Origin of the sequence: Streptomyces liliiviolaceus (assembly GCF_018070025.1) — a bacterium.
Classification (GTDB): Bacteria; Actinomycetota; Actinomycetes; order Streptomycetales; family Streptomycetaceae; genus Streptomyces; species Streptomyces liliiviolaceus.
The window spans coordinates 2,386,524-2,400,377 of the sequence record NZ_JAGPYQ010000001.1; the positions used below are offsets into that span (position 1 = coordinate 2,386,524).

Sequence of the window (13,854 nt, forward strand, 5' to 3'; positions counted from 1 at the left end):
GGGCGCGGGAGCGGGTGAGGGCGTCGAGGCGCCCATCAGCGCGCCGGTGTGCGGGGGCGTGACACGGCGGCGGCCGGTGCGGGCAGGCGCTCGCGCAGGGGGATCGGCGCCGGCAGCTCCTCCTCGGGCTGCCCGAGCAGCACCCGCCGTACGACCCGTTCGGCGGCCTGTCCGTCGTCGAACTCGCAGAACCGCTCACGGAAGGCGGACCGCAGCGCGGCGGACCGCCCGTCCGCCCACCGGCCCGACGTGAGGACCTCGATCAACTCCCGCTGCGTACGGGCGACATGGCCCGGTGGCTCGGCGAGCAGGTCGAAGTAGACGCCCCGGGTGTCCCGGTAGACGTCCCAGTCGTCGGCGTACGTGACGATGGGGCGGTCGAGGTTGGCGTAGTCGAACATGATCGACGAGTAGTCCGTGATCAGCGCGTCCGAGGCCAGACAGACGTCCTCGGTGTCCCGCAGGGACGTCACGTCGATCAGCCGGCCGTCCGCCACGGCCTGCCGCAGACCGGCGTCGCCGTCGAGGAAGTAGTGCGCGCGCAGCAGCACCACGAACTCCTCGCCCAGCTCCGCGCAGAACCGCGCCAGGTCGAACTGCGCCGACACGTCCCGCGGATAGTCCCGGTAGGTCGGCGCGTACAGCAGCGCCACCCGGCCCTCGGGGACGCCGAGCCGTTCGCGGATCGCGGCGACCTCGCCGGGGGCCGCCGTGTAGAAGCGGTCGTTGCGCGGATAGCCGTACTCCAGGTGCTCGAAGGCGCTCGGGTAGGCGCCCGACCAGACCTCCGTGGAGTGGGCGTTGGAGGACAGGGAGCAGTCCCAGCGGTCCACGCGCCGCATCAGCTTGCCGAAGCTCCCGGTGGCCGCCGCGACGGCCCGGTACTCGATCTGGTCGACGCCCATCCGCTTCAGCGGGGTCCCGTGGTGGGTCTGGACGTGCACGGTGCCGGGGCGCTTGACCACGGCGTGCTCGAAGTTGACGTTGTTGAAGGTGTACTTCGCCCGCGCCATCACCTCCCAGTACCGTCTGCTCCCGATCACCACGCTCTCCACGTCGTCCGGCATGTGCGGCAGTTCCTTCTCCTTCACCAGGAACACCGACCGGATGTGCGGGGCGAGTTCGCGCGCCTTGCGGTGGATCGCCGCCGGGTTGCAGGCGTAGCCGCGTCCCCAGTAGGCGGCGAACACGGCGAGGTTCTCGTCCAGCGGCCTGCGGAGGTACCACGCGTACGTCAGGGCGCGGCGCCTGCGCAGCACCGAGCGGCCCGCGTACGCCCGCGCCCGCGCCGTCAGCCGGTTGAGGGCCGGGAGCGCCCGGAACGCCGTGTACGCGCCCCGCCGCAGCAGCCGGGCCCGCACCGTCCCGGCGCGGTGGCCCGCCGGGCGGTACCGCCGGTAGAGCCTGCCCGCGCGGCGGAAGAAGGCCCGGCCGCGGGGAGCGGTGGCCGCCGTGTCGAGGACCTCGGCGAAGAGCTGGTCGAAGAGCTGTGAGCGGAGGGCGCGCGCCCGGTCGTCGGCGTCGGCGTCGGCGTCGTCGGGGAGGCCCTGCGCGGCGGCCCGGTCCAGCACCAGCTCGACCTGGTCGAGGAGTCCGGCGGCGGTGGCTCCGGCTCGCGGGCCCGTCGTCGTGCCGCCCGCCTGCCTGCGTTCGGTGCGCCGTACGCACACCGTGCGCAGTACGGCGGTCCCGCCGGCCGCGAGCGCCACGAGACCGGAGCAGCCGAGGTCCGCGTACCGGCCCTCGGGGAAGGCGAGCCCGTGATCGCGGAGGAAGGCGCGGCGGTGGACGGTGGCCCAGACCGGCAGCCGTACGTCGGCGGGGTCCCCGTCCTCGAACAGCTCCGCGACCGGCTCGCCCTCCCACCACGGCACCCGCTCATGGCCCAGGCGCAGCACATCGATCTCGGCCCCGCTCCCGGCCCCCGCTTCGGACCCGGCGGCCCCGCCGCTCTCCCGCAGCCGTGCGTCGATCCCGGCCAGCGCCCCCGGTGTCAGCACGTCACCCGCGTCCAGGAACAGCACGTACGCCCCGTCGGCCGCCCGCAGTCCGGCCTCGCGGGTGCCGGTGACCCGGACGACCCTGGCGTCCCGCCCGGCGTACTCGGCGGCGAGCGCGCCCGCGGGCGAGTCCGGGTCCGCGCAGGCCGCGATCAGCTCGAAGTCGGTGAAGGACTGGGTGAGCACCGGGTCGAGGGTCGTGGGGAGCCGCCCCGCGACGTCGTGGACGGAGACGATGATGCTGAAGCGGGGCATGTGATGTGGTGCTCTTTCTGTCTGTGCTGTGTGGTGCCGCCGTCCCGGCGGGGTGACGGACCCGCCGGGACGGCAGCACGCGCGGCGGCCCGTGGTGAGGGCCCGGGAGGGCGCTCCCGCCGCCGGCGGTGTCAGCGCCCGCGGCGGCGCCTTGCCAGTGCCCTCGTGACGATCGGCGGGAGCAGGTCCTTGGCGAGTGCGCGGGCACGGCCGGGGCGGCGGGGCGGGGCGGTCGTGGCGGGCCGCGCGGGCGCCGGCCGGGACGACGCGGCGTGCTGGACCGGGACGTCCGGCGCTCCGGTGCCGTCTGCCGCGGCAGGTTCCTCCTCGGCCGAGTACCGGGAGACCGGGTGCTTCGGCTCGGTGGCCTTCCTGCCGTCTATGCGGATCATTCCGTGCCCCGCGACCTGCTGCACCTCGTGCCACATGTCGTCACGGGCCGCCAGCCACTCCAGCAGCGCGTCGCGCAGCGGCTCCGGATCGCCCCACGTGCCGTAGAACTTCGTGCCGGTCACGCATATGGGGTGCAGATCGAGCGCGGCGACCGCCCCCCAGGTGGCGGCGGCGACCCCCGGGCAGTGCTCCGCGCGGTAGTCGTCCAGGACGACCACGCCGTCGGGCAGGAGGATGTCCCGCACGGCCTCGATGTCCCCGTACACGTGCTCGTACAGGTGCGAGGCGTCTATGTGCGCGAAGCGGCAGCTGTCGTCCGCGACACGGTCGGCGACCACCGACGTCGGAGCCTGGACGACCTCCGGCAGCCTCTCGTGGAACGCGGAGAAGTTCGCCTCGAACGCCCGCCTGGTGAGCGTCGAGTACGACTTGTTCATCTCCTTGAGGTTGGCGGAGTCCGGCGCGACCGAGTCGAAGAGGTCGCACACCGTGAAGGCGTCCTCGGCACGTCGGTACGAGGCCATGAAGATCGCGCTCTTGCCCATGTACGCGCCCAGTTCGAGCAGGTCGCCCCGCTGCGCCCGGTCCATCTGCCCGGACAGGAACCAGTCGAACAGCTGCTGGTCGACGGCCCGGAACCAGCCCTTGACCTCCGACAGGGCCTTGGGCCGGGGCAGTTCGGTGGTGCTGGAAGTCATGAGTACTCCGTAAAACGGGGTCTGTGGAATTCCTGTGCCTGGGGATGGGACCGGAGTGCTTCAGGGTCTGTCAACGACGGGAACGGAAACTCCGGGTGTCGGGACGGAGGCGAGGGGCGAGGGGGTGTTCCCGGCGGCCGCGGACGGCACCGGACGGCGCTCTTCCGGCGGCACCACCGCGGGCAGCCCGGCCGTCTCGCCGAGCACGACCCGGCGCACGATCCGCTCGGCGGCCCGCCCGTCGTCGTACGGGCAGAACCGCTCACGGAAGGCGGACCTCAGCTGCGCGGAGCGCGAACCGCGCCAGTGGCCGGTCGCGAAGATGTCGATCAGCTCGTCCTCGTTGCGGGCGATCGCGCCGGGCGGGAAGGCCCGCAGGTCGAAATAGGTCCCGCGGGCGGCCTCGTACGCCTCGGGGTCGTCCGAGAGGAGCACGATCGGGCGGTCGAGGCCCGCGTAGTCGAACATCAGCGACGAGTAGTCCGTGACCAGCGCGTCCGAGGCGAGGCAGAGCGACTCGACACTCGGATGGTCGCTCACGTCGATCAGCCGGCCGCCACCACGGGCCAGCGGGGCCCCGTATGAGGGGTGGGCGCGGGTCAGCAGGACGAACCGCGGGCCGAGCCGGCGCAGCACCCGCTCCAGGTCGAGCGCGGTGCGCTGGGTGCGGCGGTAGTCGCGGTGCGTCGGCGCGTACAGGACCGCGACCGTGCCCTCCGGGATGCCGAGCGACTCGCGCAGCCGGGCCACCTCGGCCGCAGTGGCCCGCTGGAAGACGTCGTTACGGGGCTGGCCGTACTCCAGCATCGTGTACGCGGCCGGGAAGACGCGCTCCCAGACGAGGGTGGAGTGGCGGTTGCCGGACAGGCAGTAGTCCCACCGGTCGGCGTCGCGCAGCACCTCGGCGAAGTCCGTGTCCCGCGCCGCCGCCGGACGGTCCTGGAGGTCCAGGCCCATGTGCTTGAGCGGGGTGCCGGCCTGCGTCTGGACGAGGATCTGGCCGCGCCGCTTGACCAGCCGGCGGTCGAAACCGGCGTTGCCGACGACGTACTTGGACCGGGCCAGGGCCGTCCAGTAGGCGGCGGAACCCGGCGTCAGCCTGCGCGTGCCCGTCGGGACCGTGTGATGGAAGCCGGAGGCCGCGACCCACGCGGTGCGCATCCCCGGGGCGTGCGTACGGAACGCCGCCTCCAGCGCCCCCGGGTTGCAGCCGTGACCGCGCCCCGCACGGCCCGCGAAGACGGCGCGGTCGGCCCGCACGGGCAGCAGCCGCTGGACGCCGTAGTGCAGCCGCAGCGAGGCCGTCCGGACCCCGCGGGCCAGCGCCCCGGCGAGCCGCGCCGCCCGTCTCTTCAGCCGCGTCGCCGTCCACAGGGCGCGGTAGGTGCGATGGCTGCCGAACCGTACGAGGGCGTGCCGCAGCCGGTTGCGGGAGGGGACACCTGCGTCGCGTACGCGGTAGCGGGCGTAGTGGGCGCGGGCCTTGCGCAGGAACGCGGCGCGGGAGCCCCGCGGCAGCCGGTCGCGCTTGAGGAACACGGCCGACAGATGGTCGACCATCCGCTGGAACAGGATCGGCCGCCAGCGCGCCAGCTCGGGGTGCGCGTCGAGATGGGCGAAGACCCGGTCGTACTGGTCGAAGATGTCGAAGTGCCTGCCGCTGGTCGTGCCGAGGATGTTGCCCTGCCGCCGCTGCCGGTAGTGGACGCAGACCCGGTCGAGCGTCGCGATGGTCCTCGCCGCCATCAGGACCGGGTACGTCCAGGGCGTGTCCTCGTAGTAGCCGGGCGGGAACGCGAACCGCTCCCGCTCGACGAACTCCCTGCGGTACGCCTTGTTCCACACCACCATGAGGACGTCCAGCAGACCCGGCCGGTCGTCGAGGCTGAACGGCGCCGGACCCTCCTCGTGGAGCTGCCCCGCCCGGACGTTGCGGACCGTCTCGCCCGACCAGAAGGTGCGCGCGTAGTCGTAGACCAGGACGTCCGGGTCGCCGGTCTCCTTGACGCGGTCGGCGATGTCCCGCAGCGCGTGCGGGGTGAGGCTGTCGTCGCCGTCCAGGAAGATCAGGTAGTCGCCGGTCGCGGCCCGCATTCCCGCGTTGCGGGCCCGGCCGAGGCCCACGTTCTCCTTGAGGTGGACGGCCCTCACCCGCGAGTCACGGGCCGCGAACTCGTCGGCGATCGCACCGCAGGCGTCCGGCGAGCAGTCGTCGACGGCGATCAACTCCAGGTCGGTGAACGACTGTTCCAGAACCGATGCCATGCACTCGTGCAGATACGCCTGGACCTGGTACGCGGGGACAATGACACTGAACCGGGGCAAGGGACATCCATGGGATCGGCGCGGCCATATTGCCCGGCAACGGCCGAAGGGGTTACGGGGTTACGCCGAATGCGGCATGTGGGGGACCCCCGGGCGACGCGAAGGGGCGGACCGGCACCGGCCCGCCCCTCAACTCGCCTGCTGCGAAAGCTACTTCACCGCTCCCGCCATCACCCCGGACACGAACTGCCGCTGGAACGCGAAGAACACGGCCAGCGGGATCACCATCGAGATGAACGCGCCGGGCGCGAGCGTCTCGATGTTGCCGGAGAACTGCCGGGTCTGCTCGGTCAGCGCGACCGTCAGCGGCCGGGAGCCGGAGTCCGAGAAGATCAGCGCCACCAGCATGTCGTTCCACACCCACAGGAACTGGAAGATGCCCAGCGAGGCGATCGCGGGCGCCCCCAGCGGCAGGATCACCGTCGCGAACAGCCGGGTCTCGCCCGCCCCGTCGAGCCGCGCCGCCTCCAGGAGTTCCCGGGGGATCTCCGCGAAGAAGTTGCGCAGCAGGAAGATCGCGAACGGCAGGCCGAAGCCCACGTGGAAGAGGACCACGCCGATGACGCTGCCGAAGATCCCCAGGTCGCCGAAGAGGTCGGCCAGCGGGATCAGGGCGATCTGGATGGGCACCACCAGCAGTGCCACCACCGCCACGAACCACCAGTCGCGGCCCTTGAAGTCCATCCAGGCGAAGGCGTATCCGGCCATGGCGCCGATCACGACGACCAGGACGGTGGCCGGCACCGTGATGTACACCGTGTTCAGCAGGGAGTCGGTGATCTCCTCCTTGCCGAGCAGCGTCGAGTAGCTCTCGGTGGTGAGCTGCGACGGCTTGCTGAAGACCTCCCACCAGCCGGAGGCGGCGATGTCGGTCGGGTCGCGGAACGACGAGGCGAGCAGCCCCACCGTCGGCGTCACCCACAGCAGTGCGACCAGGATCAGGAAGACCCGCATCGCGCCGCCGCCCGCGGCGCTCGCGATCCGGGAGGCGAGCGAGCGCTCGGGGGGACCGGCGGCGTCCACGGCCGCGGACGTCTCCCCGGGACCCCCGGAGTCCCCGGGTCCCTTCAGAGGTACGGAGGGTGCGGTCACCGTCGGCGCTCCCTTCGCAGTCGGCGGATGTTGACGATCATCACCGGCATCACCAGGAGCAGCAGCACGATGCCGATCGCGCTGCCGAGCCCCTGGTTGTTGCCGCCGCCGAAGGACGCGTTGACCAGTTGCAGGGCCAGTACGTTCGCCTCGTCCTTGCTGGGCTGCGGGGCGATGATGAAGACCAGGTCGAAGATCTTCATCACGTTGATCATCAGGGTGATCAGGACGACCACGAGGACCGGTGCGAGCAGCGGGACCGTGACCCGGCGGAACACCTGCCACTCGTTGGCCCCGTCGACCCGGGCCGCCTCCAGCAGATTGCGGTCCACCCCCGCGAGACCGGCCGCGATGAGCACCATCGCGAAACCCGCCCACATCCAGGCGTACGAGCCGATGATGGCCGGGGTGACCAGGCTCGGGCCCAGCCAGTCGACGCCGTTGTAGGGCTCGGCGAAGTTCGAGGACGGCAGCCGCAGTTGCGCGCCCGCGGCGGACGCCGGCAGCGTGAACGTACCGTCGTCGCCCGCCTTCGCCGAGGCCACCACCTTTCCGTCCTTGACCGCCTCGACCTTCATGCCCGGCAGCGCCTTCTCGCCCGCGTCGATGGCGCCCTTCGTGCCGCCGCCGCCCAGCGTGAAGTCCAGCCAGACCGTGCCGGAGACGCCGTCGCCCGAGGTCTTCGCGGCCCTGGCCTCCCCGGGGTCGCCCGGCACCTTGTCCGGGGCGATCCCGACCAGCGGGATCAGGACCTGGGAGCCCGCGCCCACCGTGCCCGCCGAGGTGAACGCGCCCCCGCCGGACGCCTTGAGGTCGCTCTCGGTGGACGGCCGCGCCTTCGGATACACCGACGAGTCGGCGAACGTGTCGTGCACGCCCACCAGCACGGCGTTCGCCACACCCTGGTCCGGGTCCGCCTCGTACACGAGCCGGAAGATGATGCCCGCGGCGAGCATGGAGATCGCCATCGGCATGAAGATGATGAGCTTGAACGCCGTCGACCAGCGCACCCGTTCCGTCAGCACGGCGAAGATCAGACCCAGCCCGGTCACCAGCGCCGGGGCGACCGCGACCCAGATCGCCGTGTTCTTCACCGCGGTGAACGTGGCGTCGTCGCTGAACAGGTCCCCGTAGTTCCCGAGACCCACGAAGCCCGAACCGTCGGCGTCGTACAGACTGCGCCAGACCGAGTACCCGATGGGGTAGACCACGAGCGCGCCCAGCAGCACGATCGCCGGCAGCAGGAACAGCCCCGCCACCCACCACCGCGTACCGATCACACTCTTGCGTTTGCCGACGGGGGGCACCGGGTTCGCCGGGCCCCCCGCCGCCGCGACCTGCGACGACATCGGCGGCCGTCAGCCCTTGTACGCCTTGGCGGCGGCCGTCTCCAGCTGTTTCTGCGCGCCCGCGACGTCGGAGGGGGTCTTCAGGAAGTCCTGGAGCGCCTTCCACTCGCCCGTGCCCTCGGTACCGCCGAAGGCGGCCGGCGCCTGGTCGGACATGTCGAAGCGGAACGAGTCGCCCGCCTTCAGCAGGGCCTTGCCGATGTCCCGCGTCACGTCGTCCTTGTACTTGTCCGCGTTCATCTCCCTGTTGGGGGAGATGAAGCCGCCCTGCGCCGCCCAGATCTCGGCCGCGTCGGTGGAGGCCAGGAAGGTCAGCAGGGCCTGCGAGCCCTTGTCGTCCTTCAGCGCCACCGCCACGTCACCGCCGCTGACCACCGGCGACGCGTCGCCGACCGCCGGGAACGGGAACACCTTGGCGTCCGTGCCGATCTCGGCCTTCGTGTCGGCGTTGATGTTCGCCGCGACGAAGTCGCCCTCGAAGACCATCCCCGCGGGCGTGTCACCGGAGAAGGTGTTCGTCACCGACTTCGGGAACTCCGTGCGCAGCGCGCCGGTGTTGCCGCCCGCGATCAGGTCGTTCTTGCCCCACAGCTGGGCCAGCGTGGTCAGTGCCTCCTTCACGGACGGATCCGTCCACTTGATCTCGTGCTTGGCCAACTGGTCGTACTTCTCCGGGCCCGCCTGCGAGAGATAGACGTTCTCGAACCAGTCGGTGAGCGTCCAGCCGTCCTGCCCGCCGATGGACACCGCGGGCGAACCCGCGTCCGACAGGGTCTGCGCGGTCTGCACGAACTCGTCCCAGGTCTTGGGCTCCGCGGTGATGCCCGCCGCCTCGAACGCCGCCGTGTTGTACCAGACCAGCGACTTGTTGGCGGCCTTCGCGTAGACGCCGTACTGCTCGCCCTCGTACGCCCCCAGGTCCTGCCAGCCCTTGGAGAAGTTCTTGTCGAGCTGCGCCTTCGCCTCGGCGCCCATCGGCTTGACCCAGCCCTTCTCGGCGAACTGGTGGAGCACACCGACCTGCGGGAGGAACGCCACGTTCGGCGGTTTGCCGCCCTCGATCTTCGTGCCGAGGAACGTGGAGGTGTTGTTGCCGGTCGGTACGTAGGCGACCTCCGCGCCCGTCCGCTTCTCGAACTCGTCCAGGACCTTGGTGAAGTTGTCCTGCTCGGGGCCGGTCCACACGGCCGCGACCTCAAGCTTCTGCCCGTCGAGCTTGGGGAGTTGCACGCTGGAGGCGGCGCCGGTGCCGGTGTCGCCGCCGTCGTCCTTCTTGTCGTCGTCACCGCCGCATGCCGTGAGCGTGAGTGCCATCGCCCCCGCGACGACGGCGGCCGCGGCCTTCGCGGCGCCGCTCCTCCTGTGCGACCTGCTGATACGAAGAGTGCTGCTGCGCATGGTGTGCCCCGTTCTCCGTCGAACGTCCGAGGTCCTGCCCGTGCGCTCTTGGTCTACGCCCGTGCGCTCGGCGTCGGCAAGGGCGCCTGCGCTGTCAAGGCCGTGATCGTGACCGCGTCGTGACGTGGGCAGTTGGGCAGTTGGGCTTTGGGCGGCACCCACCACGGGGCTGAGCCCTGAGCGGCTCCCACCACGGGGCTGCGCCCCGGGACCCGGGGGTGTGTTGTCGGGTGCGGGCCGGTGGGGGCTGGTCGCGCAGTTCCCCGCGCCCCTGACGGGCGGGGCTGCGCCCCTTGCCGTTTTCAGCCTGTCCGGCGTTTGAGGACGAGCGTGTTCAGCGCGATGGGGGGTTTGGGGGCGCAGCCCCCAAGTGGGGTTACAGGAGGGAGGGGACCTCTGCCGCCGAGACCGAGCGGGAGGCTCGTTCCAGGGCGCTGGCCAGCAGGGCCAAGTCCGTCGGACCGTTGCCCAGTTCACGCACGGGCCGCCGCGCGGGCGGATCCCCCATCCGCGCCCACTCAAGCGGCACGACCGTGGGCCGCAGCGTCGCCGTACGGGGAATACGCCCCGTCACCCGCCCGCCCTGGAACGGCACGGACCGCCCACCCGGCCCAGCCGCCCCGAGCCTGCCCCGCCCGGGCGACGGCTCCTCCGCCCCCACCCCCGGCGCTTCGAGCACCACCCGCAGCCCGGCCCGCCGGGCCAGCTCCGTCTCGTCCGTGCGGGCCCCGCCCCCGGTGGCCGCCACCAGATGCACCCCGAGCCGCTCACCGTCCCGGGCGACCCCCTCCAGGGCCCGTACGACGGACCCGGCGGCCGGGCGCCCGGGGGACCCCAGCGCGGGGGACAGCAGCGCGTCCAGGTCGTCGACGACCACGACGAGCCGGGGCAGCGGCGGCCCCGCGTCCGGACGGGGCCGGGCCGCGGCGGGCCGCAGCCGCAGCGTCGAACTGGACATCGTCTCGATGTCCCCGGCACCGGCCGGAGCGGACGCCCCGGACGTGGAACCCCCCGACCGCTGCGCGACGACCCGGCGCGGCCCCTCCCGGCCGGCGTGCCACTCGGTGAAGTCGAGACGCCCGAGCAGCTCGGCCCGCCGCTTCAGCTCGGCGGACAGGGACTGCGCGAACTCCCGCATGCGTACGGGGTCGTGGGCGCCCAGATGCGTCGTGACGTGCGGCAGGTCCGTACAGACCTGAAGCCCGTCCCCGCGCGCCGCCGAACCACCGGAACCGGTGCCGTCCCGCCCGTCGACCAGCACGATCCCGAGCCGGTCGGGCCGCTCCGCGGCGGCGAGCGACGCGGCGACGGAACGCAACAGCTCCGTACGCCCGCTGCCCGGCGGGCCCTCGATCAGCAGATGCGGGCCCTCGCCCACGAGGTCGACCCCGACGGGACCGCGCGGCCCGGCGCCGAGCACGGCCGTGGCCCGGCCCCCGAACGCCTCCGGGTCGTCGGCCGCGTCCGCCCAACGCGCCATCAGGGACGCCGGGGTCGCCCGCGCCAGGCCCAACTCGTCCAGCAGCCGCGCGGTCTGCGGCAGGGGAGCGGACACGCGGGTGTGCCGCTCACCGGCCCCGCCCTCCGCGCGCAGCGGCGCCAGGGCCCGGGCGAAGCGCTCGGCCCACGCCATGGAGACCGCGTCCACCGCGGCGACCGTGCCATGGCCGACGGGCCCGCCCGAGGAACCCGGAGAAGCCGGAGAACCGGAAGAACCCGCGGAAGCAGCCGAGGTGCCCGACGGGCCGTGGGGCTGTGTCGCGGGCGCCACGCGCAGCAGCCGCAGGGCCGTCGCCACATCCCCGCTGAGCAGCGCGACCGCCCCGCACGCGCGGAACGCGGGCGCCACCGCACAGGCCGCCTCGTACGTGTCGATCACGGGCGAGGAGGGCGACGCGGCCGGTGTCTCGGCGAGACAGATGACATGGATGCCGACCTGGGGACCCTCGGCCGCGAGCCGCGACACGGCGTCCCGCACACCGGCCGACCCGGGGTCCCCGTCCACCACGACGACGGTGCGGGGACCGGACCATCCGCTCTCGGCCGGATGGTCGGACCGGGCCCAGGAAGGCCGTCCGGCCCTTTCCCGCGCCTCACCGGCCTGGCTGCCGCTGCGGGGGAGTCCCAGGTGGGTGACGTTCGGGTCGCGGACGAGCGGATGGCTCCCGGGGGCGGGCACACCGGAGGCGTCCCGGCCGGGTCCCGTCCCGGCGTCCGCCGGGTTCCTCGGGCGCGGCGCGAAGGCCCCGCTGTCGTCCGGCGAGCCCGTGCCGAGCCGGTGCCCGTGGCCCCGCTCGGCGGCCCGCCCCGTCTCCGTCAGGTGGTCCTCCAGACGCCGGACCAGCTCCTCCGTGCGCGCTGTCGCCTGTTCGCGGTCGTAGGCCAGCAGGAGGCGGCAGTCCTGGCCGTGGGTGGGGCGCAGGTGGGGCAGCCAGCCGAGCCACGACCACTCGGCGACGCGCTCCTCCAGGGAACGCGAGCGGTCCGTGCTGAGGAGGGTGATCTCCAGCGAGTCGGGGGAGTGCAGCGCGGCGAGCTGCGCCACCACCGCGCGCGCGAGTCCCGACAGACGCTCGCGCGGTCCGGCCAGGCCCAGCGCCCCGACCTCGCGCAGCCCGGCGGTCACCGGGACCGCGGACAGCAGTCCGGAGCCGTCGGGTGTGCTCCGGTCCGCCGTGCCCAGCCGGACCGTGAGGGTCTCCTGGTGTCCCGGTTCGCGCTCCCACAGCCGCGGTCCCGGGCCGAGCGCCGCCAGCAGCAGCGCGGCCGGATCGGGCCATCGCTCGGGCGCGGGCACACCCAGGGCGACGGGCTCGGCGAACGGTGCCTCGTACGAGTCGTACTCGGCCTCGTCGCCGTACTGGTCCTCGCTCCGGGACCCCGCCAGCCGGCGGGCCCACGCGGAGAGTCCGCGCTTGCGCGCGGTGCGCGGCACGGGTGTCCCCCGGAGGGGAGTGCCCTTCCGCTTGCCCTCGCCCGGTCCCTGGACGCCGGGTCCCGGGTCCTCCTCGTACGCCTCCCCGCGGTCCCCGTACTCGACCCGGTCCCCGTGGTCCCCGTGCTCGATCCGGGGCGCCCCGCCCTGGCCCGGCACCACGTGCGCTCCCGCAGGCAGGTGCTCCTGGGTGCCGGGGGCCCCGCTCCCGGCGGAGCCCCACCCGGCGGTGCCGTAACCGTGATGGGTCTCGGAGGTGGGCGGCGCGACACCGGAGCGGGAACCGCCGGTGCTCCGGGCATCCCCGGAGCCCGCGGCGCCCCTGGAGCCGAGCGCGGAGTCCTCGCCGCGCGCACGAGGCACCCTCGCGCCCCCGGCGCCCGCGTCGTCCGACCGGGACCCGGACCGGGCCCCGGAGCGGGAGGGAGCTCCGGATCCGGCCTCCGCCGCCCCACCGGAAACGGCCGGATCTCGCCCCTGATCCTGTCCCGCGCCCGGGCCCGTGCCCTCGCCCCGTGCCTGCCCCTGTGTCTGCCGCTGTCCGTGTCCCGCTCCGGAGCGTCCTGAAGCGGCCCCCGCCGGCACCACCCGTACATGCCCCTCGCCGTCCGGTGCGGTCTCCAGGATGTCGGCCGGTTCGCCCGCCGGGGCCAGCAGCAGGGCCGACTCGCCCACCCGCAGCAGCGCGCCCGGCGCGAAGCGCACCGGGCGCTCGCCCACGCGCCTGCCGTCCAGCACCGTGCCGTTCGTGGAGCCCAGGTCCGCCACCGAGACATGGCCGTCCGCCGCGACCGTCACGGCGCAGTGCAGCCGGGAGACGTCCGGGTCGTCCAGCGGTACGTCGGCGTCGGCGGAGCGGCCGATGTCGATCCGGCCGCCGTGCAGCAGATGGACGCCGCCGGCGTCGGGCCCGGCGACCACGCGCAGCTGGGCCGCCGCGGGGTCGACGTCGGGGCCGGGCTGCGCGGGGGACCCCAGGGACAGCACGGCGCCGTCCATCAGGGGAGGCTCACCCAGCGTGCAGCGCTGTGCGTCGAGCCGCTCCGCCTCCGCGTACAGCACCCCGGGGCCCTCGCCCCCGACCGCCGAGGCGAGGCCGGAGGCCACCGCCGCGAGCGCGGTCCCGGCGGGTGCCGTGACCAGCACGTCGCAGGACGCGGGGCGTCCGTCGGGGCGCGTCCCCAGCGGGTCTACGACGGTCAGCCGGATCTGCATCGCCGTCAGCGGTCCCTTCTGTCGCGGGCGCCCGCGACGGGGCTCACCCGCGGTCCCCACCGCGGATTCCCCCACCGCGCACGGGCACGTCGGCCAGTACGGAAAGCATCCTCGCACCTGATACTGACAACACGCCCGCACTCCGCAAGCAAGTGATCTTGATTGGTCGGCTCTGCCCGCAAAAGTGCCTGACC

At 73.4% G+C, this 13,854-nt stretch carries 7 protein-coding genes; all 7 read right to left on the bottom strand.

Translation table 11 applies throughout. The annotated features are described in order from the left end of the window. Positions 1–35 precede the first annotated feature (35 nt). Entirely contained in the window at positions 36–2,255 is a 2,220-nt protein-coding gene (locus tag J8N05_RS10555) for a bifunctional glycosyltransferase/CDP-glycerol:glycerophosphate glycerophosphotransferase (RefSeq protein WP_210882163.1), read from the bottom strand. A gap of 131 nt (positions 2,256–2,386) precedes the next feature. Continuing rightward, the gene (locus tag J8N05_RS10560) at positions 2,387–3,346 is read right to left on the bottom strand and encodes a class I SAM-dependent methyltransferase (protein ID WP_210882164.1); all 960 of its coding nucleotides are present in this window, start codon (positions 3,344–3,346) and stop codon (positions 2,387–2,389) included. Positions 3,347–3,406: 60 nt separating this feature from the next. After that, positions 3,407–5,671 (bottom strand): bifunctional glycosyltransferase/CDP-glycerol:glycerophosphate glycerophosphotransferase, encoded by a 2,265-nt coding sequence (locus tag J8N05_RS10565; RefSeq protein WP_210882165.1) that lies wholly within the window; start codon positions 5,669–5,671, stop codon positions 3,407–3,409. Positions 5,672–5,821: 150 nt separating this feature from the next. After that, positions 5,822–6,625, bottom strand: a complete 804-nt coding sequence (locus J8N05_RS10570; protein WP_210890119.1) for a carbohydrate ABC transporter permease — start codon at positions 6,623–6,625, stop codon at positions 5,822–5,824. Between the two features lie 134 nt (positions 6,626–6,759). Beyond that, positions 6,760–8,112, bottom strand: coding sequence for a carbohydrate ABC transporter permease (locus J8N05_RS10575; protein WP_210882166.1), 1,353 nt, complete (start codon positions 8,110–8,112; stop codon positions 6,760–6,762). A gap of 9 nt (positions 8,113–8,121) precedes the next feature. Next, positions 8,122–9,510, bottom strand: coding sequence for an ABC transporter substrate-binding protein (locus J8N05_RS10580; protein ID WP_210882168.1), 1,389 nt, complete (start codon positions 9,508–9,510; stop codon positions 8,122–8,124). 376 nt (positions 9,511–9,886) lie between these two features. Then, positions 9,887–13,660, bottom strand: coding sequence for an FHA domain-containing protein (locus J8N05_RS10585; RefSeq protein WP_210882169.1), 3,774 nt, complete (start codon positions 13,658–13,660; stop codon positions 9,887–9,889). Between the last annotated feature and the right edge of the window lie 194 nt (positions 13,661–13,854).

What these genes read in the sequence shown, in the direction of transcription:
- J8N05_RS10555 (WP_210882163.1), bottom strand. Translation starts at nt 2,255, where the DNA reads ATGCCCCGCTTCAGCATCATCGTCTCCGTCCACGACGTCGCGGGGCGG.
- J8N05_RS10560 (WP_210882164.1), bottom strand. Translation starts at nt 3,346, where the DNA reads ATGACTTCCAGCACCACCGAACTGCCCCGGCCCAAGGCCCTGTCGGAG.
- J8N05_RS10570 (WP_210890119.1), bottom strand. Translation starts at nt 6,625, where the DNA reads ATGCGGGTCTTCCTGATCCTGGTCGCACTGCTGTGGGTGACGCCGACG.
- J8N05_RS10575 (WP_210882166.1), bottom strand. Translation starts at nt 8,112, where the DNA reads ATGTCGTCGCAGGTCGCGGCGGCGGGGGGCCCGGCGAACCCGGTGCCC.
- J8N05_RS10580 (WP_210882168.1), bottom strand. Translation starts at nt 9,510, where the DNA reads ATGCGCAGCAGCACTCTTCGTATCAGCAGGTCGCACAGGAGGAGCGGC.
- J8N05_RS10585 (WP_210882169.1), bottom strand. Translation starts at nt 13,660, where the DNA reads ATGCAGATCCGGCTGACCGTCGTAGACCCGCTGGGGACGCGCCCCGAC.